This is a genomic window from Alicyclobacillus mali NBRC 102425, assembly GCF_001570745.1.
In the GTDB taxonomy this organism is placed as follows: domain Bacteria; phylum Bacillota; class Bacilli; order Alicyclobacillales; family Alicyclobacillaceae; genus Alicyclobacillus; species Alicyclobacillus mali.
Window position 1 is genome coordinate 1 of record NZ_BCSG01000027.1, and the last position, 23,573, is coordinate 23,573.

The following is a 23,573-nucleotide window of genomic DNA, read 5'->3' on the forward strand; positions in this document are numbered from 1 at the left end:
TCGGCGAGGGCTCCGCTTGCGCTCCGTCCGCAGCCGGACGAGGCCGGGATGTGGGAAGAACCAGGCTCGTGAACAGATACAGTGCCGCGACGATGGCGCAGGATGCCCAATAGGCGACCTTAGTGACGACCGGTGCCAACACAAAACTCGCGACCATGCGCCCCACCTGGTTTGTTCCCTGGATCAGCGCGTTGGCCTGCTGCCAGGACTCCTCAGGAAGAAGTTGACGAACCGCCGTACCCACGGCGGGGAAATACACGCCCTCCGTGAACGCCATTACGATGATGAAAGGCATCATGATCCAAAGGTCCGTGCGTGGAAACGAGACGGCCAAGGCGACGCCGGCAGCCATGAGGGCAGCCACCGAAGAAGCGCGGCGCATCACGGCCACGGCAGGACTGCGCTTGTTCCACCACGCGGACGACGCGGAACCGACGACCCGCGGGATGGAGGTCAACGTAATCAAGAAGCCCGCGCCCTTGCGCGCCGTGTTCCAGCTTGCTATATTTTCAGTGGAACCTTTCGAAGCCGTGGGTTCTTTTGCTATGCCTTCACAATCGAAGACGTTCCGCTGTGCGACTGGCGGCTTAGCGTGGAGTACCACGAGGGAGCACAGCGATATCTGCCGACCGCCTGGGCCCGACGCACCCAGGCGGTCGTTTGCATTTTCACGAGAGGCCAACGCCGGCTAAACGACCCGCTCGTGACCCATTCTAATCCCAGGAGGTTGTCCGCCATGCCGAAACCGTTGCTTGGCCGTCCCGTCGCCAAAGCGTTGTCCCATGATGTCAGGAAGACCGTGGAGACCTGGAAGTCGCGCGGCGTGCAGCCGAAACTCGTGACCCTGCTCGCCAATGACGATCACGCCGCGAGCGTGTACGCCAACCAAAAGAAGCGCATCGCGGAGCGGCTCGGCATCCAGTGCGACGTCATGGAGCTGCCGCAACAGAGCGAGACGGAGGCGATTGTGCGCGAAATTCTGGCGCTGAACGACGATCCGTCCGTCCACGGCATCATGATTGAGATGCCGCTCGCGCCTTCGGTCGACGTGCAGCGCGTCGTGGGCGCAATTCACGCCTTGAAGGATGTGGACGGGCTGTCGCCGTGCCACTCGTTCGCCAAGCCGACACCGGAAGCCGCACTCTACCCCGCGACGCCGCTCGCGTGCATCCGCCTGCTCAAACACTATGGCTACGAGCTCAAGGGTGCCGACGTCACGCTCGTCGGCTGCGGTCAGACCGTCGGCATGCCGCTCCTGCACCTGCTCATCGCCGAAGGCGCGACCGTGGCCGCTTGCCACGAGCACACGCGCGATGTCCGCGCCCATTTGCGCGACAGCGAAATTGCCATCGTCGCAGTCGGAAAAGGCGGCCTGCTCGGCCCTGACATGGTACACGAGGGCCTGACCGTCGTCGATGTGGGCATCTCGCAGGGGGAAAACGGAGACGTGCAGGGCGATCTCGCGCCGGAAGCCGCGGCGAAGACGAAGGCCTATACGCCAACGCCCGGCGGCGTGGGCGCCGTCACCACGGTGCAAATCTTCGCCAATCTCATGCACGCCATGGAGCTCCAGGAAGCCGCAGGCATGGTGTAATCGCCTCGGTGCCAGGTGCAGGGCCAACGCGGCCCTGAGAGCGACCTGCCGATCTCGCCTGACACTTGGAAGCCTGGAAACTCAGCGCGGAAAGATAAACCACCTCGTCACGTTCATGTGCACCCACGCGCCCGGGGACCAGCGATGGCGATCCGCACTCGGGACGTGAACCTCCCACACTTCGCCATCCTTCGTGCGAATCCAGCACGCGCTGTACGAGCCTTTGAAGGCGGATCGCACCACCTGCGCGTGCGCTTCGCGTTCGCTCGCAGGCTGAAGCTCGACATCCTTGGGGCGCACCACCACGGCCACCTCCGAACCATCAGACACGGCGGGATCGACGGGCAGAGCCGCGCCCGCCACCTCGATTCGGCCGTTTTGCACGGCGCGCGTCCACACGTTGGATTCCCCGATAAAGGAGGCCACGAAAAGCGTCCCAGGCTTTTCATAAACCTCTTCCGGCGTCCCGAACTGTTCGACGTTCCCCTCGTGCAGGACGAGCACCCGATCCGCCACTTCCAGCGCCTCCTCCTGATCGTGGGTGACAAACACGCTCGTCACGCCCATTTCATCGTGGACCTGGCGCACAAACGTCCTCAGTTCACGCCGAATCTGGGTGTCAATGGCGGCGAAGGGTTCGTCAAAGAGGAGCACCTGCGGGCGAGGAGCCAATGCGCGCGCCAAGGCCACGCGCTGCTGCTGCCCTCCCGAAAGCTCGTGCGGAAAGCGATTCGCATACGACTCCAGCCGCATGAACCGCAGGAGTTCCCTCACGCGCGCGTCCATCTCGTCCTTCGGAACCCGTTTTTCCCTGAGGCCAAAGGATACGTTGTCATAAACAGTCATGTGCTGAAACAGCGCGTAGTTCTGAAACACGAGCCCCACATTTCGCTTTTGAGGAGGCAGATCCGTGACCCGCTTGCCTCCAATCCACACATCGCCCTTGGTTGGACGTTCGAGTCCCGCGATGATGCGCAGGATGGTGGTCTTTCCGCTTCCGCTCGGACCCAGCAGTCCCACCATCTCTCCCTCGCGAATTTGGAAGGAGACCCCTCGGACGGATCGCGCGCCGCCTGGGTAGATATTTTCAACGCCGACGAACTCAATGGTCACGCAGGTTCCTCCCCCCTGCACGCTTCAGGAATTGCAACAGCAGGATGAGTGCAAACGAGGCCAGCGCCAAAAGGGCGGACACCGCATAGGCAGCCTGCATTTCGTTGTTGACGGAGGCCTGATACACGAACAGCGTCGCGGTCTCGGTCACCATGACGATGCTGCCAGACACCACGAGCACCGCCCCAAATTCACCCAATGAACGGGCCGTGGTGAGGGCCAATCCGTACAAAATGCTCCACTTCAATTGGGGCAGCCACACGCGCCACAACGTCCGCCACGGCGATGCGCCGAGCACGTACGCAGCCTGTTCTTGCGTGTCGCCGATGGCGCGAATGGCTGGCACGGTTTCATGCACGATGAAGGGAAGCGTCACGAAGATGGTCGCGAGCACCATACCCGGAAAGGCGAATGCAACCTTCACATGGATGTGCAACAGGAATGCCCCGATGAACGCGTTCGGCCCATACACGACGATGAGTGCCAACCCCGCGACCACCGGAGATACGGACAACGGCAGTTCCACCAGCCACTGCACCATCCGCCAACCTGGTGCGCGTCTGGCAATCCAAAACGCCATGGGAAGGCCGAGCACCAGGTTGACGAGCAGAGTCACCCCGGTGATTTCACCCGTCATACGAAGCGCGAAGAGCGCCTCCTGCGAGGTCACGCTCTGCCAAAATGGGCCCCAGCCTCCGGCCAAGGCGCCTACGAGGACCGCGGCGAACGGAACCCCCACCAGGAGCAACAGCCACACATACGCTATCGAAGTCCCGACAACCGTCCAAACCTTAGACATGACGGGTCCCTCCCTCAGCTGCAGCCCATCGCACGGCCCTTCGTCTCCCGAGAAGTGCCAGAAGGCGGGCCTCAAGGACAAAGGCGAGGGCACACAAGAACATGAGAATCACCGCTGCGGCGGCCGCACCACGCTGGTCGTAGTTCTCGAGGAGTCCATAAATGTACACCGACGCCACCTCGGTTTGCATGGGCTTGTTGCCCGACACGATGACCACCGACCCAAATTCAATCATGGCGCGTGTGAAGGTGAGGATCAGCGCACTGCCAAGCGCATGGCGAAGCGCCGGGACGATGACCTTCAGCCAAACCCGACGTCCAGACGCGCCGAGAACCCAAGCCGCTTCTTCCTGACGCACATCCAGCGCCTGAATGGCGGGCTGCAAAGCTCGAACGGCGTACGGCACCGTGACAAACAGGAGGGCAAAGAGGATCCCAAGCCGCGTGTAGACCACCGCAACCCCGTGTTCGGTGAGCCACCTGCCCACGGGCGATACCGGCCCGTATAGAAGGACGAGCATGAGTCCCGATACGGTGGTGGGGATGGCGAGCGGCAAATCGATCACGGCGTCCAGCGCGCCCGAACCTACTGGCCGCCACCGTTCCAAAACGACGGCGATGAGAAGCCCCATCGCCGTGTTGAGGATCGCCGTGACGAACGAGATCGCCAGGGTGAGTTCAAACGCCCGAATCGCGATTGGACTCATCACGGCCTGCACGAAGGAAGACCAGCCACCGGAAAACGCCTGTTGAATGACTGCGCCAAGCGGCAGGACGAAGATGAGGATGAGCGCGCCCGAAATGAGGGAATCAAGCGCCATTCGCCCGAAACGCATCAGCGCCCCTCCAACACTTGATTCCAAATGCCGTTTTGTCCATAGAGCGTTTTGTTGATGCTGGACCAGCCTCCCACGTCCGCCGCTGTGAAGAGGTCCGCAGGCGTCTTGAACTGCTTCTCCGCCTCGGCCTTCAAGGAAGGATTGACTGGGCGGAAGCCGTACTGCATGAATACGCGCTGCGCATCCGGCCCCTCGAGCCAGTTGATGAAAGCCTGCGCCACCTGGCGATCCCCGTGCGCATCCGCATTTTTATCCACCAGCGCAATGGGGTTCTCGATGAGCATGGTGGACGAAGGAATCACTTCGTCGAACGTCTTGAGATGATTGCTCTTTTCGAGAATCTCGTTTTCATAGCTCACGCACGCGTCGCCGACGCCATTGACGAACGTCGTCATGGAGGCCTCTCCCGACTTATCGAGCACCTGCACGTTCTTCACAATGGCGGCAAGCAGGGACTTTGCTTCACTGGCCGAACCATGGCGCAGGGTGGCGTAATAGATGGCGTTGATATCCCATTTGGCTCCTCCCGATGTCGCCGGATTCGGAAGGTCCACAATCACGCCAGGCTTGGCGAGGTCCGCCCACGTCTCGATGTGCTTCGGATTGCCCTTGCGCACCGCAATCGCGACAATGGAATCCGTGACCATCCCGTGCGTCGGCGTGTCCTTCCAATTGTGCGTGATGAGCCCGGCCTTTTGGATTTTGTCAATGTCGGACTCCAGCGAAAGTGCGGCCACGTCGACCGGCAGTCCGTTTGCAATCGCCGTCGCCTCGGCCCCAGAAGCATCAAAGGACGCTTGAAACCGCACCGTTTGACCCGTCTTCTGCTTCCAATACTTCTGAAACATCGGAAACAACTTTTGCTCGTAGATCTGCTGTGTGACACTGTAGGACCCGAAATAGAGCGTGACAACCTTCCCTTTGACGTCCGCGGATTTGACCGACGCGCTCGCTGCGCTCGACTCCTGCGAGGAATTGGGCGATCCGCATCCGCTGACCAAACCTCCCAGCACGGCGCCCACCATCGCGCTCACACCTAACGCCTTCTGCCACGGCTTTCTCATGTGCGTATTACCCCCTTATCCATGATGATCGCGATGCATGCGTTTATTCTCATTAATCCGATTAAGATTGTCAAATATATTGTGATATCATGATGAGCATGATGTCATAACAAGTGAGCTTCGAACGTCTCCCCGAGAGCGTCTGCTGCCGCCTCTCGGGGTCTCGACGGTTGACCTTATGCACTATGCCTCCATCGGTGCGGCACCGCGCGAGCCGACCCTGTGCGCCTCGTTGTCGTCGGCGGACCCTCGCCCGAGAATGGTCGCCAGCACCTTCGATTCGAGGCGCAGAAACGAACTCGAGCGCTCCCTCGGACGCGGAAGTGGAACCTCGAGATCGAGCGAGATGCGCCCGTCCGCGATGCATATGACGCGATCGGCCAATCGCACGGCCTCGGAAACGTCGTGTGTGACCAGTACCGCGGTGAACCGCTCCTCTCGCCAAAGCGACTCGATGAGCGACTGCATCTCCAGTCGGGTCAGCGCATCCAGCGCCCCCAGGGGCTCGTCGAGCAGTAATAAGGGCGGCCTGACGACCAAGGCGCGGGCCAGTGCCACGCGTTGGCGTTGACCCCCTGACAACTGGGCGGGCCACCTATGCCGATGTTCCAACAGCCCGACGCGATCGAGCGCTTGTTCGACCTGAAGCTTATCGGGCTTCGGAAGAACGACAGCCACGTTGTCGAACACGCTGAGCCAAGGCAGCAGACGGGCATCCTGAAACATCACCCTTGCTGTCGGCGTGAGCCCAGTTACCGGCGAATCGTCGATCAACACGTCTCCACGAGTGGGTTGCTCCAGGCCCGCCAGCAGCCGCAGAAGCGTACTTTTTCCGGTGCCGCTGTGTCCAACAATCGCGATGAACTCGCCCTTCCCGATGCGGAGGTCCAAATCGTCAAGGACGACGCGCTGTCCATAGACCTTCTGGACGCCCACCAATCGCACGGACACGCCCTTGTTCCCAACGGCCACAGCCTTCCGCCTCCCTCCGTCAAACTGCTTGCATCCCAATGGGATGCCATCGCAACAACCTCGTCTCGAGAACTCGCGCGATCACGTCAGACAGCTTTCCGAGTAGCGCATAGAGGACCACGCCTAACACGACAATGTTCATTTGCATAAACTCCTGCGCATTCATCACCATGTACCCAATTCCCGAATTCGCGGAGATGGTTTCCGCGACGATGAGCGTCACCCACATGACGCCAAGGCTGTATCTCACCCCGGACAAAACGGACGGCAGCGCTCCCGGCAAAATCACCCTCCCAAACATCTTGAGGCGACTGAATCGATAGACTCGAGCCATCTCCAAAAGTCCCGGATCCAGGGACTGAATGCCGAAGTATGTGTTCATGTACATGGGAATCGCCGTTCCGAGCGCGACCAGGAACACCTTCGCCTGCTCGCCGATCCCGAACCACACAATGACTAGCGGTACCAGAGCAAGGTGCGGGATGGTGCGGATCATCTGAATGGGGGTATCCAGAAGTCGACTTGCCTTCTTTGAAATACCGTTCAACGTGCCGAGGGTGAAACCGACAGTGGCACCGATGAAAAACCCGCTGAACGCCCGGGCTGCACTTGTCGCGATGTACGTCCACAGCACCCCTTGGCGCGCGAGCATCAGCGCCGCGTCCACGACCCCAAGCGGGGTGGGCAAAATGCGTCGAGATATCACGCCTGCGCTCCCGAGTGCCTGCCATATGACAAGGACGGCAACCGGGAGCACCCAAGGTGCCACCCGGTTCCAAAACCACATGCGCCATCTGCTCACGCCTTCGCCGCTCTCCTTTCCTCAGGAATCCATGCGTTCGCCACGATCTCGCCGAACGGCCCCGTAAAGGTCCGTTTGTTCGTGTTCGTTTCAGATCTTCTGACCAAGGGAAAGACCAACTCCGCAAATCGGTAGGCTTCCTCAAGGTGGGGATAGCCCGACAAGATGAAGGTTTCGATGCCGAGGTCGGCGTACTCGCGGATGCGTTCCGCCACGGACTCTGGGTTGCCCACGAGTGCGGTCCCCGCTCCGCCGCGAACCAGGCCCACGCCTGCCCAGAGGTTCGGACCCACCACCAGCTTGGACGGATCACCTTGATGGAGGGACTGCATGCGGTGCTGACCGACCGAGTCCATGCGCTGAAACACCTCCTGCGCCCTGCGAATGGTGTCGGGATCGACGTACCGAATCAGATCTTTCGCAGCTCGCCACGCTTCGTCTTCGGTCTCGCGGACAATCACGTGCAGGCGTATCCCAAAGCGCACGGTTCGCCCCTCTCGCGCTGCGAGCGCTCGCACGGTCTGAATCTTCTCGGCCACATCCTGCGGTGGTTCACCCCATGTCAAGTAAACGTCGACGTGCTTGGCAGCAACTCGCTTGCCTGCCTCCGAAGAACCTCCAAAATAAACCGGAGGATACGGACGTTGAATCGGTGGATAGAGAATGTGCGCGTCCTCGACTCGCAGGTGACGGCCGGCGAAGTCCACGTGTTCGCCTCGCATGACGCTCCGCCAGATGGTCAGAAACTCGTCCGTCACCTCGTAGCGCGCATCGTGATCGAGGAAGAGGCCATCGCCCCTGTTCTCAACGGGATCGCCACCGGTTACGATATTGACGGCCAGACGCCCTTCCGAGAGACGGTCGAAGGTCGCGGCCATCCGCGCAGCCAGGACGGGCGACATCAACCCGGGCCGCAGCGCCACCAGAAAGCGCAGGCGCTCCGTCGCGGGAATGAGCGCGGATGCGACAATCCACGCGTCCTCGCAACTGCGGCCGGTGGGCAGCAACACACCGTCGTACCCGAGGTTGTCGGCGGCCTGAGCGATTTGGCGCATATAGCCGAGATCGACCTGCCTGGCCCCGTACGTGGTGCCCAAGTAGCGCGTGTCTCCGTGCGTCGGAATGAACCAAAAGAAATCCATCGAAGAATCACCTCATCCGTCATGGGAGTTTGTGCAGATGGAATGCCCCCTGCCAGACATCGTCCTGGACGCGGATCGGATTCGGAATCAGACCCAATTGATAAAACTCGTTCGCAATGGATTGCTGTTCGGCCACGATATCCTTGGTAATCGGCTCGATGCCAAAACGGTGCTTGGCAAACGACTGGTACAGCGAGGTCACGTCGATGTCCATCTGCGGCGCCAGTAACTTCGCGGTGTCCAGCTTGTGCTGGTTGACCCACTCGTCGGCCTGTTCCAACCCACTGAGATAGTCCTGAACGATATCCGGGTGCTGTTGCGCGAAGGAGCGAGTCACGTAGTAGAATTGATAATTATTGGTGACCCCTGTGCCGTCCGCAATGGCGCGCGCGTGCATCGTGTTTTCAGCAGATGCCTCGTATGGATCCCAAATGGCCCAAGCGTCCACCTTGCCCCCCTCGAAGGCGGCTCGGGCGTTGGGAGGCGTCAGGAAGTCGAGCGTCACATCGTGGATGGTCAGGCCTGCCTTTTTGAGCTGTTGAACAAGCATGTATTCCACATTGGAACCCTTGTTCAGCGCGATGGTCTTGCCTTTCAGGTCCTTCACAGTGTGAATGGGAGAGTTGGGTGGCACCAAGATGGCTTCGCCCTTCGGATCAGCAGGCTCATGCGCGAGGTACAACAAAGGCGTACCGGCGGCCTGCGCGAAGATGGGCGGGGCGTCTCCCGTCTCGCCGAAGTCGATGGCGCCGGCGTTCATCGCCTGCAGGAGTTGGGGCCCACCGACAAATTGGATCCACTGCACCCGGTAGCCCTTTTTCTGCAGATCCTCGTCGAGCCATTTTTTCGCCTTCAGAATGATGTCGGTCCCGTCCAACTGATAACCGATGCGAACCACGCCGCGGTTTGCGGTGCTTGCTGCCCCCTTTGAAACACCCTCGCCGAGAGAGGTGGCCTGTGTGTGAGCGGTCGCACCCGCGTGATTCCGTGCATGGCCGAAACCCGCGGAGATACCCGCCCCTGCCAGAACCACGGCGAAAATTGAGATGAGGAATGCATCACGTCGCTTCAATGAAATCGACCCCCTTGTGACCATTTGCGTGTTGAGTTGTCATACGACAGCGGTTTGACGACGACGCGCGACGGCTTGAACCAACTCCTCGACACTGGCGACTAAACGCTGGTGCTCGGCCTCGTCCATCTGAACCGACGTTTGGTCAACGCGGATGACCTGATCGAGAAGGTATACGCTTGAAACAAAAGTCCTCGCGCCCAAGGCCGTAAGCACAGGCTTCAACGCATAATCGATGGCGAGCAAATGTCCGAATGATCCGCCTGTCGCAATTGGAAGCACGGTGGTATCGTGAAGCGCGTCCTGGGGAAGAAGGTCGAGAAACGTCTTGAGCAAACCTGTGTAGGCGGCCTTGTAAACCGGCGTCGCAATCACCACGGCGTCACTGGACACCACGGCGCTCACCGCGCTCTGAATCTCGAAATTGGCGAGATCGGCGGAAGCCAGTGCATCGAATGGCATCGACCGAACATCCACGCGCTTGGTGCGCAGACCTGCGGACTCAAGCATCTGCTCCACCACGCCCATCACGGCTGCGGTCTTCGAACGCTTGGAGGGACTCCCCTGCACCAACGCTACGATCGTCAAGCTTCATGCACCTCCAAAACATCAAGGAGACCCGCCAGGTACAACTTCCCCTGTGCGAGTCTCCAGATGACTGGTCGACCCTGGACCCAGACGCGAATCCATGGTGCTTATGTTCCGCGTCCCTCGCGGTTACGATGAGAACCTCCATTTCTCCAGGCGATTGATCTGGACCACCTGCCCTTGATGAACGACAATCTCGACGGACCCGTGCGACATGCCCTCCAGTGCCCGAAGGACGTGTTCCATCCACTGGGGCGGATGCTGAATGTCCAACTTGACAGTCGCCGGCATGCGTCCACTCCCCCCTGATTGAAGTTTCATGCGTTGCATTTGGTGATGGTCTTATCTTATTAAACCAATCAAAATTGTCAACATTATGATGACATCATGACAAGTTGTGCATTGACGCTCACGTAATTTTTCAGTATATTAAGCCCAAATTCGCGCCATCTCGCGGCGAGGTGCATGCTCATGCGCCGCCACTACTACACCATTCGCGATCTCGCCGACATGTTCGACATCACGCCGCGCACCCTGCGCCACTACGAGGACGTGGGCCTGCTGAATCCCGTGCGCCGAGGCGCAAAGCGCCTCTACAGCGAGCGGGATCGCGTCCGCCTGCAACTCATCCTGCGCGGGCGCCGCCTGGGATTTAGCCTGCCCGAGATCGCCGAGATGCTGGACCTGTACGACGCCGATCCGACCGAAATCACGCAGCTGCGCGAAGTCATTCGGCGAGGCGACGAAAAACTGCGCCAAGTGGAACTTCAGATCTCCGAACTGAAAGCCCTTCGCGACGAGCTCGTCGCGATGCGGAGCCGCCTCCAACAAGCGCTGGACGAAAAGTTGAGACAGGCTCATCAGAAAGGGTGTGACGATTGATGCGCGCGCTGTCGTACGCCTACGGCACCAACCACTTCTCCCAGGATATTGTGCTCCAGGACATACTGCGCCACTTCTGGCCGCAGTTCGAGGCGCACGAGGCCGATCTCACCCGTTTCGGCGCCATCGCCGGCCGCGAAGTGTACGAGACGGTGTATCACGTCGATCACGACGCCCCTCCCGTCCTCGTCCAGCACAATCTCGACGGCAAGCGGATCGACCGCGCCCGCCTCTCCCCCTCCCACCTCGCCTTGCTGAAAGCGCTTGCCTTCATCAACCGCCCGCCCTACGAAGGCGACTCCTGGCATCACCATTTCGCGTACGGCTACCTCATCGGCGATCCCGGCCTGTATTGCGTCCTGACCATCACGAACCAGGTGGCGTATGCGATTCACAAGTATGCGCCGGAATTCGCGGAGTGGAAGGAAGCGCTCCTCTCCGGCCGGGCGTTTGGCGCCACATGGATGACCGAAGTCCAGGGCGGGAGCGATCTCGGCGCCAATCAGACCACGGCCCGCTTCGACGGCGAGGTATGGCGGCTCTCGGGAGACAAGTACTTCGCGAGCGGGGCCGGCCTCACCGACTACGCCATCGCGACAGCGAGGCCCGAGGGCGCGCCGAGCGGCCCCAAAGGGCTCGCCCTCTTTCTCGTGCCGCGACTGCGCAAGGATGGGAACCTCAATTTCCACGTGCGCCGACTCAAAGACAAGAGCGCCACGCGCGCCGTGCCCTCCGGCGAAGTGGAATTCGCCGACACCGAGGCCTTTCTCATCGGCGACAAACATCTCGGCATTTATTACACGCTCGAAAACCTGACCGTCTCCCGGCTGGCCAATGCGGCAGGCGCCATGGGCATCGTCCAGAAGGCCCTGCTCGAAGTCATGCAGCGCGTCCGCCACCGCCGCAGCTTCGGCCATGCCCTGCGCGATCACGCCCTCATTCGGCGCGATCTCACCGACTTCGCCGTCCGCCACGCCGGCGGGCTCGCGCTCACCTTTCAGGCCATCGACCTGTTTGATCAGGCGTGGCAGGAGCGCCCGCCGTACAGCCCGAAGTACCATCTTGCGCGTCTGTACACCCATCTGGCCAAAACGCGCACGGCGGATCACGCGGCTCACCTCACAGCGATGGCCATGGAGCTGTTTGGCGGCCTCGGCTTTCTGGAGGAGTACGCCATCGCCCGCTGGCACCGCGAAGCCCTGATCACGCCGATTTGGGAAGGGCCGAGCAACATTCAGGCGCTGGATTTCCTGGAGACGCTGATGAAGCTCGGCAGTGTGGACGACGTGATCGACCGCATCGCGGCACCTCTGGTGCGCCGCAGTGTGCCAGGCGGACGAGTCGTGGTGTCCCGCGTGCGCCAGGAGGTTGCGGCTCTTCGCGCGCTCCCCCGCCCCGAGGCGGAATGGCAATCGAAGTCGGTTCTGCGCACCGTGGCGGATCTCGCGCAGGCGGCGAGCCTGTACCGACTGGCCGAAACCGCAGGGGAGCGATATGAGAAGCTGGGACAGCTGTACATGTTTCACTTCCTGGGTGGCCAGGAGTATCCGTCCTGGGCGTTTTATGATTCGTCCGTTTGGAGTTGGGATTCGCGCGCTTAAAGATGCACGAGACGGACAAAGAGGAATTGTAGGAGTAGCCTTTGCGTATCTCGTGCGTTTTGAATCCATGTAGGATCGCAAACGTAGATTCAAAATGAACCGGTGCGAGATGCGGAAAGCCGTCATCGCGTTATCCACATCGAGGCGCCCGTGGTCGAGCTCATCATCGGCGAGGGAGTCATGTAGAATGCGAATCAAGCGAATTTCTTTTGTAATATTCCCCATTCTCTTGGTTGTCTTCATTTTAGCATGCTTGTATCTCTATATCGCAAACCAACAGGATGCCTATGTATCTAGGGTGTTGAAGCACGACATGGTTCGTGCGGAAGCGCAAAGCTTTCGACAGCTTCCCCTCGTAACGGTGGATGATTCGAATACCGGAGCACAGTATTTGGCACCGTATCTAAGCGATCCGCGCTTGACTGAGAAAGTGTTCAAACATGCCCTTATCCTATTGGTAAACCAATCGAAACTGCCCTTTCAGGTGAGAGTCATCAACGCATGGCTTTCTAGCCCAGATTTCACCGATGGAAATGCGGTCGTGTTCGCAACCTATCGAAATGGCCTTGGACAGATCCGAAACTTACAAATCCTTCAGGACTTCGCGGTTCCCCACTATCCAATGAAGCATTGAGCATTCGTCCTCAGTGAGGAAGGGCGCCTATCATAAGGCATGACTTCGCAGTCATCTTCCATAGGTAGGACGCGTGGAATTGGACCGGGTGCCTCGCGTCGCGCCCGTCGCTCGTGCACCCGCCCCTTCCCCGTCTGTTCGCCTCGCCCGCTGCATCCATGTTCAGATCAGCATCCTCACAACGCGCATTCTTCAATCTCAAACCCGAGGTCTTCAATCATCGCCCAGTCCTCCGTCGGCGCCTGCCCGGGCGTCGTCAGATAGTCCCCGACGAAGATGGAGTTGGCCGGGTACAGGCCAAGCACCTGCAGGCTGCGCAGGTTGCGTTCGCGCCCGCCCGCGATGCGGATCTCCTTCGACGGATTCACGAAGCGCATCATGCAGAGAAGCTTCAGGCACCGCCGCGGGTTCAACGTCTCCATGCCTTCGAGCGGCGTGCCCGGGATGGGATTCAGGAAGTTGCACGGGATAGAGTCAGCGTCCAACTCCTTCAGGGCAAACGCCATGTCCACTGCCTCTTCATCCGATTCGCCCATTCCAAAGATGACGCCGGAACACGGCGAGATGCCCGCCTCTTTCACGTGCTCCAGGGTCTGGACGCGATCGTCATAGGTGTGGGTGGTGCAGATGTCGGCATATCGATCTCGGCTCGTGTTCAAGTTGTGGTTGTACCGGTGCACGCCGGCTTGGGCGAGCCTCTCCGCCTGCTCGTGCGTCAGGAGCCCAAGGCAGCAGCAGATCTTGAGTCTCGTGGTGGCGCGGATTTCCTCCACGGCCTCGGCGATGCGCTCAACCTCCCGATCCGACGGCCGCCTGCCGCTGATGACAATGCAATACGTGCCGGCCTTGCGGCGCTCGGCTTCGCGCGCGCCGGCGAGGATGTCCTCTTTCGAGACCAGCGGATACTTGGATACCGCGGCCTTGGAGATGGCGGACTGGGAGCAGTACGCGCAGTCCTCGGGGCACATCTTCGACTTGGCGTTGATGATCATGTTGAGCTTGACCTTCTTGCCGAAGTACCGCCTGCGGATGAGGAAGGCGGCGGCTAGGAGATCCAGAAGTTCGTCGTCGCTCGAGCGCAGAATGTCGAGGGCTTCTTGGCGCGTCACGGCTCGACCGTCGAGGACGCGCTGGGCGAGAGACGCCCATCGGCTGGGATATAGGCGCAGATCGATCACGGCCATCGCTCCTATTGTAAACCTAGTGATGATCATAGGTTAACATAAAGCGCCGGCTGCGGATACCGTGATGTGCGGACGGTGCTCCGAATCTACTTCGGCTGCCGAACATCGGAGGCCGCGGCCTCCGGGCCCGTGACGCGTCACCCGCCCAACATCCACGTCCACACCAGCCTGTCGCCGAGCGGCGCCATCCAGCGAAACACCGTGTCCCGCGCGAAAGCCGCGGCCTTCCCTTCCCACTGCATGACATCGCCGAGCCAGCGGGTGACCTGCGCCATCCGCGCTACGCGCCGTCTCCGCACTTCAGCGTAAGCCTGAAACGCCGCCGCCAGCGCGCCAGGCTCCTCCGCCACCCGGTGGGCGACAAGCGCCCGCATGAGCGCAGCGCCGTCCTCGAGCGCAAGCCCACCCCCAAACCCCAGGTTTGGCGTGATGGCGTGCGCGGTGTCCCCGAGAAGGGCAATCCGGCCCACGGCGAGGGGCAGGCCGGGGGCGAGATCGTCGATAGCGTGCGCGTAGACCCCCTCCGTCGGCGTCGCCGCCATCATTCTCGCCACCTCCGACGGACTTTCAGCGGCAAGCGTTGTGAGGATGTGCCACGCCTCGGGCGCACCGCCCGCCCGCCCCAGTCGGCTGCGATTGATGGTGGCAAACCAGTACACGTCCCCCGCGCCCATCGCGGCGTAACCAAACCGAAAACCGCGCCCCCAGATCTCTCGCATCCTCCGCCCAACATCCACGCCGTGCGCGATGCCGCGCCAGGCCGCGTAGTGGGTCGGACGCGTGCGCGCCTGCACGAGCGATTGCCGCGCGGTGCCCCGAATGCCATCCGCGAGAAGCAGGCCGCCGTAGGACCGGAGCCCCGCATCCGTTTCCACCTCCACCCGTCCCGCAGATACCGATAGGCGGCGCACCTCGCACCGCTCGATGCGCGGGCTTCCCGCCGCATTATGCATCTGCCGAAGCAGATCTGAGCGGCGCACGCACACGGGCAAAAAGCCAAACCGCGCCTCCATCCACGAGAGCGGCAGTCGATACAGCGCGCGCCCGTGCATGTCGGCAATGTCGCCCTCCTCAATTGCCGCCCACCCCGCACCGCGCACGTCCACGCCGAGATCGCGCAGAGCCCGAAGCGCGTTCGGCCACAGCGTCAGCGCCACCCCGCCCTCGAGCGGCTGTGTGGCGCGATCGAGCAGGTCATACGCAACGCCCGCGCGCGAACAGGCCAAGGCCGCGGCGAGCCCCGCAACCCCCGCGCCTACGATGCCGAGCTTCACGTCAACACGTCCTCCCGCAGCTGCTGATACCGCGTGAACAGCGTCGGGTACGTCAGAAACCCAATCACAATGCTCGTCACGGCCGATCCCGCCAGGATGCAGAACAAAATCATGAGTTGGTACCTGACTGCCTGCACGGGGTCTTGACCGGCGATGATCTGGCCGGTCATCATGCCGGGCAGCTGCACGAGTCCGGTTGTCTTCGTGGAATCGATGGTCGGGATCATGCCGGCGCGGATGGCCTGCACGAGCCGCGGGTACATCGCCTGCCGGGGCGTTCCGCCGAGCGCCAGAATGGCCATGATCTCGCCGCGGCCGCTCTCCACCTCGCGCCGCAGCCGATTCATCAAGAGGCCCGCCGCGACCATGGAGTTCCCGACAATCATCCCGGACGTCGTGATGACGTAGCGCGCCTGGAACGGGATCACGCCGAAGCCCACGAGCACCGCCTGGGTGAGGATTTCCGTGACGACGAGCCCGAGCGCAATTCGCCAGAAAGCGCCCGGGATGCCCTTGGCTCGCCCGCGCGCGTTCCAGGCGGCGACCGCGATGATGAGGGCTACCATAAGGAGGATGAAGATCAGCCGGTGGGATGCAAACACGAGTTTTAGAATGTAGCCAATGACAATGAGTTGCAGCGCGGCGCGCACCGCGGCTATCACGATGTCGCGCGCCACGCCGAGGCGAAGCCACAGCGACAGCGCGATGGAAAGCGCCACAAACAATACAGTGAACGAGAGCGATACGTAACTCATGACCTCACCTCGCCGCCCTCTGCCAAAAACGCCCTCAGCGCTTCGCTTTGCGGCTCACTGAAGAGCTGATCTGGCGATCCGCGCTCCACGAGCCTTCCGCCGGCGACGAACCACACCTCGTCCGCCACGCGGCGGGCCTGGTCGAGATCGTGCGTGACCCACAGCATGGTCTTGCCTAACTCCCGCTTTAAGCGAAGGAGCGTCGATTCCACCTCGCGCTTCGCGTGGACGTCGAGCGCTGCGGTCACCTCATCGAGCAACAGGATGTCGGGCTGCATGGCGAGCGTGCGCGCAAGCGCGACGCGGCTCTTCTGGCCGCCCGAGAGGTCTTCCGCGGCGTGATCCTCGAGATGGGCTGGAAGATCCACCATCTGGAGGAGTTCCGCTGCATCCCGAGGCGGACGGCGGTGCAACTCGATGCCAAACAGCACGTTATGCCGCACGCTGCCGGGAAAGATGACGGGCGACTGAAACACCATGCCCACCCGCTGCCGCAGCTCGCGCACCTGCCACGCGCGTACCTCACGGCCGAGCACCACAATTTCGCCCTCGGTCGGCGTGCGCATCAGGTTGATGAGCGAAATGAGCGTGCTCTTCCCCGCGCCGGACGGGCCGATGATGGCCACGGTCTGCCCCTCCTCCACCTCGGCTGACACGCCTCGGAGCAGCCACAGGCCGCCTGTTTCGAAGCCGACCTCCTTGAGTTCGACTGCACGCGATGCCACCTCGTTTCTCCTCCGTTCTTCACTTGGTGTATACTAAGGGCCGGGCATCCGTATTGTGCCCCAACCATTGGTGTATCGAATTGGACGGAGGTGCTCCCATGACTGTCACCGCCAAGCGCATCGTCCTGGCCCAGCGGCCGCAGGGCACGCCCACACTCGACTGTTTTCGCTTTGAAACCGTCGATCTCCCGCCGCTTGAAGACGGCCAGGTGCTTGTCAAAACGTTGTATTTGTCGGTCGATCCATACATGCGCGGGCGCATGAACGACGTGAAGTCGTACGTCCCTCCGTATCGCCTGAATGAGCCGATTACCGGCGGCGCCGTGTGTGAGATCGTCGAATCTAAGGCGGAGCATCTGCGCCCTGGCGACGTGGTGCTCACCCAGACGGGCTGGCAGACGCACGCCGTCGTGCCTGGCGCGAAGGTTCAGAAGCTCCAACCCGCGCCGGAACCCTTGACACTCGCGCTTGGCCTGCTCGGCATGACTGGCTTGACCGCCTATTTTGGCCTCATTGACGTGTGTGATCCGAAACCCGGTGAGACCGTCGTCGTGTCGGGAGCCGCGGGCGCGGTCGGCATGGTGGTAGGCCAAATCGCGAAGATCCTGGGATGCCGCGCGGTCGGAATTGCCGGGTCCGACGAGAAGGTCCGCTTTTTGACCGAGGAACTCGGCTTCGATGCGGCGGTCAACTACAAGTCTCCCACGTTCGCGGAGGACCTGAAACAGGCCTGCGCTGACGGGGTTGACGTGTATTTTGACAACGTCGGCGGCACGGTTTCGGATGAGGTGCTGAAGCGCATCAACGAGTTCGCACGCATTTCGCTTTGCGGGCAGATTGCGCTGTACAACCTCGACAAGCCGGACGTCGGCCCCCGCCCGGGCCCGCTGCTTCTGACACGGAAAGCGAAGATGCAAGGGTTCATCGTCGGTGACTACGCATCTCGCTTCCCGGAAGGACTTCAAAAGCTGCAGTCCTGGTTCAACGAGGGCCAGCTCAAATCGCGCGAAACCGTGATCGAGGGATTCGATCAGACCATCGACGCGTTCTTGGGCCTGTTCACCGGCGTGAACACGGGCAAACTGGTTGTCAAGGTCTCTTGATTCGCACACGAAGGGCTGTTCCCATCCATTCTGGGAACAGCCCTTCCTTCTGGGGCGATGGCTGGCGCGGGTCACGCACGCCATAGGTGTTCGTGAAAAAACTGGCGATACATCCATGCGGTCAGGACAACCGACAACAGCACGTGCAAAACCAGCGCGATGTCATGTCCCATGGCCCCATGCGGGTTGTACAGATAGCGAAACGCCACGATGCCGACCAATTCGAAGTTGAACGCGAACAAAATGGCCGCGGTCACGATGGTCAACAGGCTCCTCGCCAACGTCGTAAGTGCGCGCAACACACTTGGCCCCCGCATTCCGCACAAAGTTGGTATTCCCGATTATACCATGGAACAGAAGTGAACAACATCAAAAGTCCTGTCGATTAAAGACGTCTGGTCGTGTCACCAGGACGGGCCTTCCGTCGTCTTTTCATTTGAGCGAATCGCAAGGCCGCGATCGCATGACGATTTCGTGAAGGCCGCGTGCGACAGGCATGTTGTCGGTTGAGCCGCATACACCATGATCGCGACTCGGTTGCAGCGTTCGACAGCTTGTGACGCTGACAATCTGTAGAGTATATATGGATGGAAGAAGATTCTGTCGACGACGGTGGGTTCTGCCCCAGGTGTTCGCCGGAAGAAGACGGAGAGATGGTCATGCGCACTCGGTGGATTCGTTGGATAGCACTGGCGTTGGCGTTTTGCGTGTGGCTGAGTCCACTGCCCTTTTCGCTCGGCGCGACGAGCGTTGAATCGGCGCTCCCATCGCCGAACGTCCCGCCGTCGTCGTGGAGTTCTCTGCAGCAGGACTGGAAGAGCCTTCAGAATCTCTCGCAGAAGGGGGTCTCATCCGCGACGAGCAGCAGGGACAAAACCTCCTCATCCGGGCATTTGGCGAAGTCATCCACTTCACAGGAAGAGGGCGTGATCATCGGCGTGGGCGATGTCGGGCCGAAGGCGCTGTGGCTCAACGAATCCCTTGCGGTATTGGGGTACCTGCCCGCGACGTTCTCTCCAACCGCGCCAACATCCGCGCAGACCGCGCGCCTCGCCCTGTCTGCCAGCGCTCGCGCGCAAACCTTCAAACCCTTACAGGGAACGTGGCAGCTTCGATATGATGAGCCAAACGCATGGGTCTCCCTGTGGTCGCCGGACCAAGACACGCCCATCACCGAAGGCGCTGTGATGGCGTTTGAGGCGGAGAATCACCTCGCGGTCGACGGGATCGCAGGACCGGATGTGATCCGCGCGCTGTCCCAAGCTCTGGCGACTGGCGAGACGGCCCCGGCCGAGCCCTACAGCTATATCCTCGTCACCACCTCGCTGCCCGAGAAGCTCGAACTGTGGGTCGACGGCAAGCTCGTCCTGACATCGCTGTGCAACACGGGCATTCCGCAGTCGCCGACGCCCTACGGCACGTACGGCGTATACGTGCGGTACGCGTCGCAGGATATGAAGGGCAAAGACCCGAACGGCACACCCTACGACGATCCCGGCGTTCCCTACGTGAGCTACTTTGATCAGGGATGTGCAGTGCATGGCTTCATTCGCCAGAAGTACGGCTTTCCGCAGAGCCTCGGCTGCGTGGAACTCCCCTACGCGGCTGCTGCGAAGGTGTTTGCGTACACGCATATCGGCACGCTCGTCACCATCACCTCCGCGCCCTTGCCCACGTGACTTTGTCGTTTGTGCGAACACGTGCGCCTGGGCGGGATCGCGCGCGGGAGACGAGGTAAACTAGTGGAGGGAAAAGCGATGTCGTGCCTTCAGGAGGCGTGCAACAATGAAGTTCGTGTACTGGCTCATCTCTGCCGTGATCGTTCTCGGCGGATGTTATTACCTGTATCAATACATCCGCAGGCAGGACTCCGTCGAGAGCAGGTACTACAGGCTGTTGAAACAATTGCCGAATCACCCGGATGACGAGGCGCTGCGCCGGGAGATCTTTGCCGTCGGCCGGAAGTTTTATCGAAACCGCAAGTCGGGCATCGACGACGCCATCCGAATCGATATGGAGCAGGCCATCGCGGGCGAGCTGAAGACGCCGGAAGACTACCAGTTGCAGTGAGAGACGGAGGTGGCGCGGACGCGGGCGGCGATGGCGCCTCCGGCGTCCGCGATCCCGTCACGGCGCAGGTGGAACAAGCGCATGCAAGCGCTCATGCGGCGTATGGGCGCGTATGGCGTGGTAGAGCAGGCGGTTGATGGGTGTCGGCACGCCCAGTTGTTTGCCGAGGTCGATCACCTTACCGGCGAACTGCTCCACCTCAGTCGGTCGGCCAGCTTCGACGTCCTGAAGCATGGACGTCTTGCCGCTTGGCGACATGGCGTTCAGAATGTCGTCGAAGCGCCGCACGTCCTCCTCCCTGAGGGAGATGCCTCGTTTTTGAGCGATGGCCACCACTTCGCGCATCGCCATGCGCATCACCTCGCGCGCATCCTCCGACTGCTGAAACACGCCGTAGGGCGCGCGCAACACCGCCGAAGCCTGGTTAACCCCCACATTGATCATGAATTTCCACCAGACGGCGCGCAGAATATCGTCGGGCGTCTCATAGGCGATTCCGACGCGATCGAACACGTCGCAGACCGCGCGCACGGCGTCCGCGTGGCGCCCCGTGGCGTCTCCAAAGGAGATGTAACCCAAGTTGGAGTACTTGACGTCGCGCCCCTCGCGCACCGCGTCAATGGCGACGCTGATGGCGTGCAGCACCGCGTTTTCTGGAAACGCCGCCTGGATATCCTCCTCGCTCGCAATCCCGTTGAGAAGTGACATGAAAATCGTGTTGGGGCCTACGTGATCACTCACCATCTCAATGGCCTCGGCGAGATCGTCATACTTGACGCAAAAGAGCACCAGATCCGCCGGTTCCACGGCATGCGCGGGCACGTAGAGCGGAAAATCGATCCGCCGTCCGTTCACGCGAACGCCCGATTTCTCGTATCGGCGCTTGCGCGCCTCGTCCACAAGCACCCTCAGATCGACACCGGGGGCCACGAACAGTCGCTCCCCATAACTCGCTCCGATGGCACCGAGCCCCACCAACGTGACGCGTTGAACGCTTGTCAACTCCCATTCCCCCTCGCATGCCAAAGCTCGCAACCAACCTCATCTTGATGGAATCCTCCGCGACCGTAAAGACCGTCGATGTTTCCTGTGATACACTCTTGCTGCAGAACGGTGTCACGTGAGAAAGGAAGACCGTGCATGAAGCCATTTGTCCGTGTCACCCGCGGCCCTGTCGACGAAAGCTGGCACGCGGGCGCCATTGCCGTCGCGAATGCGGAGGGCGAGATCGTCGCTCATTACGGCGATCTCGACTTCTTCACGTTCGCCCGCAGTTCCTGCAAACCGATTCAAGCCATCCCGGTGGTCGAATCGGGTGCGCTGGAGACCTTTGGGCTTGACGACAGCCACCTCGCCCTGATGTGTGCGTCACACAGCTCTGAACCGATGCATGTGGAGAAGGCCAGCCAAATTCTCCAGAGCATCGGTCTTGGACCCGAGCACCTCGTGTACGGCGTGCACGTGCCGCACAGCCGTGACGCATACGAAGAAATGGTGCGGCGCGGAGAGGCGCTGTCCGCGATTCATAACAACTGCTCCGGTAAGCACGCGGGCATGCTCGCGTACTGCAGGGCCACGGGAGCCGATCCGTCGACGTACGCCGAACCAAATCACCCGCTGCAACAGGCCATCCTCCGCACCTTGAGCGAGATTTCCGGCGTGCCGACGGAGGACGTACGCATCGGCGTGGACGGGTGCGGCGTTCCCGTGCATGCGATGCCACTGAGGGCCTGGGCGCGCGCGTTTGCGTCGTTCATCGGCGCCAGATCCACGCACGCCGCCGCGATGCAGCGCATTCTGGCCGCCATGGGCCGGCACCCCGAACTCGTCGGCGGAAGCCGGGATCGATTCGACACGGACCTCATGCGCGCGACAAACGGCCGCATCGTGGCGAAGGGCGGCGCAGAGGGCTTCTTGGCGTTGATAGACAGCGCGAGCGGCATGGCGATGGTCGTCAAGATCCTGGACGGCAACGCGCGCGCCATCCCGCCCGTGACATTGAAAGCGCTGAACGATCTCGGCGCCATCTCCGAGGCCGAGCGAGATGCACTAAAGCCATACGTCGAGCCCGCAGTGCTCAACACACAGGGGCGAGAGGTCGGCCGCATCATCGCGGAATTCAGCCTGAGCGAGAGGTAAAACCGCTTTGGGGCGATGGCTTGCGTGGCGTGCAGCAGGATCTCGGACGCGCTTGTCGAAGATGGACACTGGTGATGGCTGTGGCTTTACCAGACGATGTTCGCGAATTCCGCAATGGCGCTCAGCGCGCGGTTCAAATCCATCGGCTGTTTGTCGCGCTCTTTCTGGCCGGTGACTTGCTGTTCCTTCCAGGCGAGTGGTGGCTTCATCGCGCCCATTTGCTTCCGCTCGCCTTGCGCGCTTGGGTGTTTGCGCCGCTTGCCATGGTCTGCATCCAGGGGGCTGCGGAATGGGCCCTGCGCAAGTATCCTGAGTCCCGAGAAAACATGCTCATTGCGAGCGGCACATTGCTCGCGCTCGTGGCCATCGCCGCATATCCGGGCGCAGATTCCTTGCGCGCCGCGCTCCTGTTGCCCGTGGTGACGTCGATTCTCCATCTTCGGGTTGAGAAGGTCTGGCTCGCCGGCGCCGCGGCGTTCGCAGCCGAACTGACGCTGACCTTGCTACAGGTGTCAAGCAGCGGCAATGCCAAAGCCATCCTCGCGTCCCTGAGTCAGTGGGCAATATGGAGCCTCGTGCTGCTGTGGACGGCGTCCGCATCACACATCGTGTTGCGGTTCGGCCTCCGCATCTGGGACGAACTGCGCGTGCAGACGCGCGCCCAAACCGAACTTTGGGTTCGCCAAATTCTATCCGAGAAAGAGGCGAAGACGGACGCGCTGACGGGCCTCTACAACCGTAAATCCTTCGATGAGTATTTGAGCTTCGCCCTTCAGATCAGCGACGGCACGAATACCCCGCTGCACCTTGCCGTGATCGACATCGACAACTTCAAGCAGATCAACGATCATTACGGTCACTTGGTCGGCGACGAGATCCTTCGCCGGACGGCGCACGCCATCCAGCAGCACCTCGCGGCCGGCGACTTCTTGGCGCGATACGGCGGCGAGGAATTCGCAGTCATCATCCCTGAGATCACGCATGAGCAGGCCGTTCAGAATATGGAGAAGATCCGGGAGTATATTGCCAACGTGCATCACGTCGAGCTCGACGGAAACCGCGCCACCGTGAGCATTGGGTTGTCCACGCATCGGCCGGGCGAAACGGGGGAGGAACTGTTCGAGCGAGCGGACCAGTGCCTGTACCGCGCCAAGCAGACGGGCAAGAACAAAATCGTTGCTTGGGAATCAGCCGTGTCGGGGTGAGTGTGCGTGAATCGAAA

The 23,573-nt window shown here is 61.3% G+C and carries 26 protein-coding genes and 1 riboswitch; of the genes, 9 read left to right on the forward strand and 17 right to left on the reverse strand.

Annotated elements, in window-relative coordinates; translation table 11 throughout:
- A partial coding sequence (locus AMA01_RS09695; RefSeq protein ID WP_197459986.1) for an MFS transporter occupies nucleotides 1-466 on the reverse strand: 466 nt, incomplete at its 3' end.
- Nucleotides 467-565: 99 nt separating this feature from the next.
- Nucleotides 566-646: riboswitch (ZMP/ZTP riboswitch) on the forward strand.
- 90 nt (nucleotides 647-736) lie between these two features.
- On the opposite strand from AMA01_RS09695, the gene AMA01_RS09700 reads away from it, so the two are divergent.
- Complete coding sequence (locus AMA01_RS09700) at nucleotides 737-1,594, forward strand: bifunctional 5,10-methylenetetrahydrofolate dehydrogenase/5,10-methenyltetrahydrofolate cyclohydrolase (RefSeq protein WP_067850427.1); 858 nt, start codon at nucleotides 737-739, stop codon at nucleotides 1,592-1,594.
- Nucleotides 1,595-1,675: 81 nt separating this feature from the next.
- On the opposite strand, the gene AMA01_RS09705 is transcribed toward AMA01_RS09700, so the two are convergent.
- From AMA01_RS09705 to AMA01_RS13620, 10 genes are all read right to left on the reverse strand, one after another.
- On the reverse strand, nucleotides 1,676-2,707 hold the full coding sequence (locus AMA01_RS09705) for an ABC transporter ATP-binding protein (protein ID WP_067850429.1): 1,032 nt from the start codon (nucleotides 2,705-2,707) through the stop codon (nucleotides 1,676-1,678).
- The gene (locus AMA01_RS09710) at nucleotides 2,697-3,506 is read right to left on the reverse strand and encodes an ABC transporter permease subunit (RefSeq protein WP_067850431.1); all 810 of its coding nucleotides are present in this window, start codon (nucleotides 3,504-3,506) and stop codon (nucleotides 2,697-2,699) included. Before AMA01_RS09710 ends, AMA01_RS09705 begins: the two co-directional genes overlap by 11 nt.
- Complete coding sequence (locus tag AMA01_RS09715) at nucleotides 3,499-4,341, reverse strand: ABC transporter permease (RefSeq protein ID WP_067850433.1); 843 nt, start codon at nucleotides 4,339-4,341, stop codon at nucleotides 3,499-3,501. The genes AMA01_RS09710 and AMA01_RS09715 overlap by 8 nt, the downstream gene beginning before the upstream one ends.
- Nucleotides 4,341-5,408, reverse strand: coding sequence for a sulfate ABC transporter substrate-binding protein (locus AMA01_RS09720; RefSeq protein WP_012812050.1), 1,068 nt, complete (start codon nucleotides 5,406-5,408; stop codon nucleotides 4,341-4,343). The genes AMA01_RS09715 and AMA01_RS09720 overlap by 1 nt, the downstream gene beginning before the upstream one ends.
- A gap of 183 nt (nucleotides 5,409-5,591) precedes the next feature.
- Entirely contained in the window at nucleotides 5,592-6,380 is a 789-nt protein-coding gene (locus AMA01_RS09725) for an ABC transporter ATP-binding protein (RefSeq protein WP_082744122.1), read from the reverse strand.
- 19 nt (nucleotides 6,381-6,399) lie between these two features.
- Nucleotides 6,400-7,167: an ABC transporter permease subunit gene (locus AMA01_RS09730; protein ID WP_041708274.1), complete on the reverse strand. Its 768-nt coding sequence runs from the start codon at nucleotides 7,165-7,167 to the stop codon at nucleotides 6,400-6,402.
- A gap of 11 nt (nucleotides 7,168-7,178) precedes the next feature.
- The gene (ssuD, locus tag AMA01_RS09735; RefSeq protein WP_067850437.1) at nucleotides 7,179-8,324 is read right to left on the reverse strand and encodes an FMNH2-dependent alkanesulfonate monooxygenase; all 1,146 of its coding nucleotides are present in this window, start codon (nucleotides 8,322-8,324) and stop codon (nucleotides 7,179-7,181) included.
- A gap of 19 nt (nucleotides 8,325-8,343) precedes the next feature.
- The gene (locus AMA01_RS09740; RefSeq protein WP_067850439.1) at nucleotides 8,344-9,396 is read right to left on the reverse strand and encodes a sulfonate ABC transporter substrate-binding protein; all 1,053 of its coding nucleotides are present in this window, start codon (nucleotides 9,394-9,396) and stop codon (nucleotides 8,344-8,346) included.
- Nucleotides 9,397-9,435: 39 nt separating this feature from the next.
- The gene (ssuE, locus tag AMA01_RS09745) at nucleotides 9,436-9,984 is read right to left on the reverse strand and encodes an NADPH-dependent FMN reductase (protein ID WP_067850441.1); all 549 of its coding nucleotides are present in this window, start codon (nucleotides 9,982-9,984) and stop codon (nucleotides 9,436-9,438) included.
- A gap of 129 nt (nucleotides 9,985-10,113) precedes the next feature.
- Nucleotides 10,114-10,275: a YezD family protein gene (locus AMA01_RS13620; protein WP_082744124.1), complete on the reverse strand. Its 162-nt coding sequence runs from the start codon at nucleotides 10,273-10,275 to the stop codon at nucleotides 10,114-10,116.
- A 180-nt stretch (nucleotides 10,276-10,455) separates the two neighbouring features.
- On the opposite strand from AMA01_RS13620, the gene AMA01_RS09750 reads away from it, so the two are divergent.
- The 3 genes from AMA01_RS09750 to AMA01_RS09760 all read left to right on the forward strand — a co-directional run bounded on the left by AMA01_RS09750 (nucleotide 10,456) and on the right by AMA01_RS09760 (nucleotide 13,101).
- Nucleotides 10,456-10,866, forward strand: coding sequence for a MerR family transcriptional regulator (locus AMA01_RS09750; RefSeq protein ID WP_230087874.1), 411 nt, complete (start codon nucleotides 10,456-10,458; stop codon nucleotides 10,864-10,866).
- Entirely contained in the window at nucleotides 10,866-12,467 is a 1,602-nt protein-coding gene (locus AMA01_RS09755) for an acyl-CoA dehydrogenase family protein (RefSeq protein ID WP_067850445.1), read from the forward strand. Before AMA01_RS09750 ends, AMA01_RS09755 begins: the two co-directional genes overlap by 1 nt.
- 187 nt (nucleotides 12,468-12,654) lie before the next feature.
- Nucleotides 12,655-13,101, forward strand: a complete 447-nt coding sequence (locus AMA01_RS09760; protein ID WP_067850447.1) for a hypothetical protein — start codon at nucleotides 12,655-12,657, stop codon at nucleotides 13,099-13,101.
- Nucleotides 13,102-13,277: 176 nt separating this feature from the next.
- On the opposite strand, the gene bioB is transcribed toward AMA01_RS09760, so the two are convergent.
- From bioB to AMA01_RS09780, 4 genes are all read right to left on the reverse strand, one after another.
- A complete protein-coding gene (bioB, locus tag AMA01_RS09765) occupies nucleotides 13,278-14,285 on the reverse strand; it encodes a biotin synthase BioB (RefSeq protein WP_067850449.1) in 1,008 nt (335 codons plus the stop codon).
- Nucleotides 14,286-14,422: 137 nt separating this feature from the next.
- Nucleotides 14,423-15,559, reverse strand: a complete 1,137-nt coding sequence (locus AMA01_RS09770) for an FAD-dependent monooxygenase (RefSeq protein ID WP_067850451.1) — start codon at nucleotides 15,557-15,559, stop codon at nucleotides 14,423-14,425.
- Complete coding sequence (locus AMA01_RS09775; protein ID WP_067850453.1) at nucleotides 15,556-16,314, reverse strand: ABC transporter permease; 759 nt, start codon at nucleotides 16,312-16,314, stop codon at nucleotides 15,556-15,558. The genes AMA01_RS09770 and AMA01_RS09775 overlap by 4 nt, the downstream gene beginning before the upstream one ends.
- Nucleotides 16,311-17,039 (reverse strand): amino acid ABC transporter ATP-binding protein, encoded by a 729-nt coding sequence (locus AMA01_RS09780; RefSeq protein ID WP_067850455.1) that lies wholly within the window; start codon nucleotides 17,037-17,039, stop codon nucleotides 16,311-16,313. Before AMA01_RS09780 ends, AMA01_RS09775 begins: the two co-directional genes overlap by 4 nt.
- A 98-nt stretch (nucleotides 17,040-17,137) precedes the next feature.
- Here AMA01_RS09780 and AMA01_RS09785 point away from each other — a divergent pair, with 98 nt between their 5' ends.
- The gene (locus AMA01_RS09785) at nucleotides 17,138-18,142 is read left to right on the forward strand and encodes an NADP-dependent oxidoreductase (protein ID WP_067850457.1); all 1,005 of its coding nucleotides are present in this window, start codon (nucleotides 17,138-17,140) and stop codon (nucleotides 18,140-18,142) included.
- A gap of 71 nt (nucleotides 18,143-18,213) precedes the next feature.
- Here the strand turns inward: AMA01_RS09785 and AMA01_RS09790 are convergent, their stop codons facing one another.
- Nucleotides 18,214-18,444, reverse strand: a complete 231-nt coding sequence (locus tag AMA01_RS09790; protein ID WP_067850459.1) for a hypothetical protein — start codon at nucleotides 18,442-18,444, stop codon at nucleotides 18,214-18,216.
- 357 nt (nucleotides 18,445-18,801) lie between these two features.
- Here AMA01_RS09790 and AMA01_RS09795 point away from each other — a divergent pair, with 357 nt between their 5' ends.
- Nucleotides 18,802-19,821, forward strand: a complete 1,020-nt coding sequence (locus AMA01_RS09795) for a L,D-transpeptidase family protein (RefSeq protein WP_067850514.1) — start codon at nucleotides 18,802-18,804, stop codon at nucleotides 19,819-19,821.
- A 106-nt stretch (nucleotides 19,822-19,927) separates the two neighbouring features.
- Nucleotides 19,928-20,212, forward strand: a complete 285-nt coding sequence (locus AMA01_RS09800) for a hypothetical protein (protein ID WP_067850461.1) — start codon at nucleotides 19,928-19,930, stop codon at nucleotides 20,210-20,212.
- A gap of 57 nt (nucleotides 20,213-20,269) precedes the next feature.
- Here the strand turns inward: AMA01_RS09800 and AMA01_RS09805 are convergent, their stop codons facing one another.
- On the reverse strand, nucleotides 20,270-21,214 hold the full coding sequence (locus AMA01_RS09805) for a ketopantoate reductase family protein (protein ID WP_067850463.1): 945 nt from the start codon (nucleotides 21,212-21,214) through the stop codon (nucleotides 20,270-20,272).
- A 138-nt stretch (nucleotides 21,215-21,352) separates the two neighbouring features.
- Here AMA01_RS09805 and AMA01_RS09810 point away from each other — a divergent pair, with 138 nt between their 5' ends.
- Together AMA01_RS09810 and AMA01_RS09815 are read left to right on the forward strand one after the other, a co-directional pair.
- A complete protein-coding gene (locus tag AMA01_RS09810; RefSeq protein WP_067850465.1) occupies nucleotides 21,353-22,351 on the forward strand; it encodes an asparaginase in 999 nt (332 codons plus the stop codon).
- Nucleotides 22,352-22,425: 74 nt separating this feature from the next.
- Nucleotides 22,426-23,556, forward strand: coding sequence for a GGDEF domain-containing protein (locus AMA01_RS09815; RefSeq protein ID WP_067850516.1), 1,131 nt, complete (start codon nucleotides 22,426-22,428; stop codon nucleotides 23,554-23,556).
- The last annotated feature ends 17 nt before the right edge of the window (nucleotides 23,557-23,573 follow it).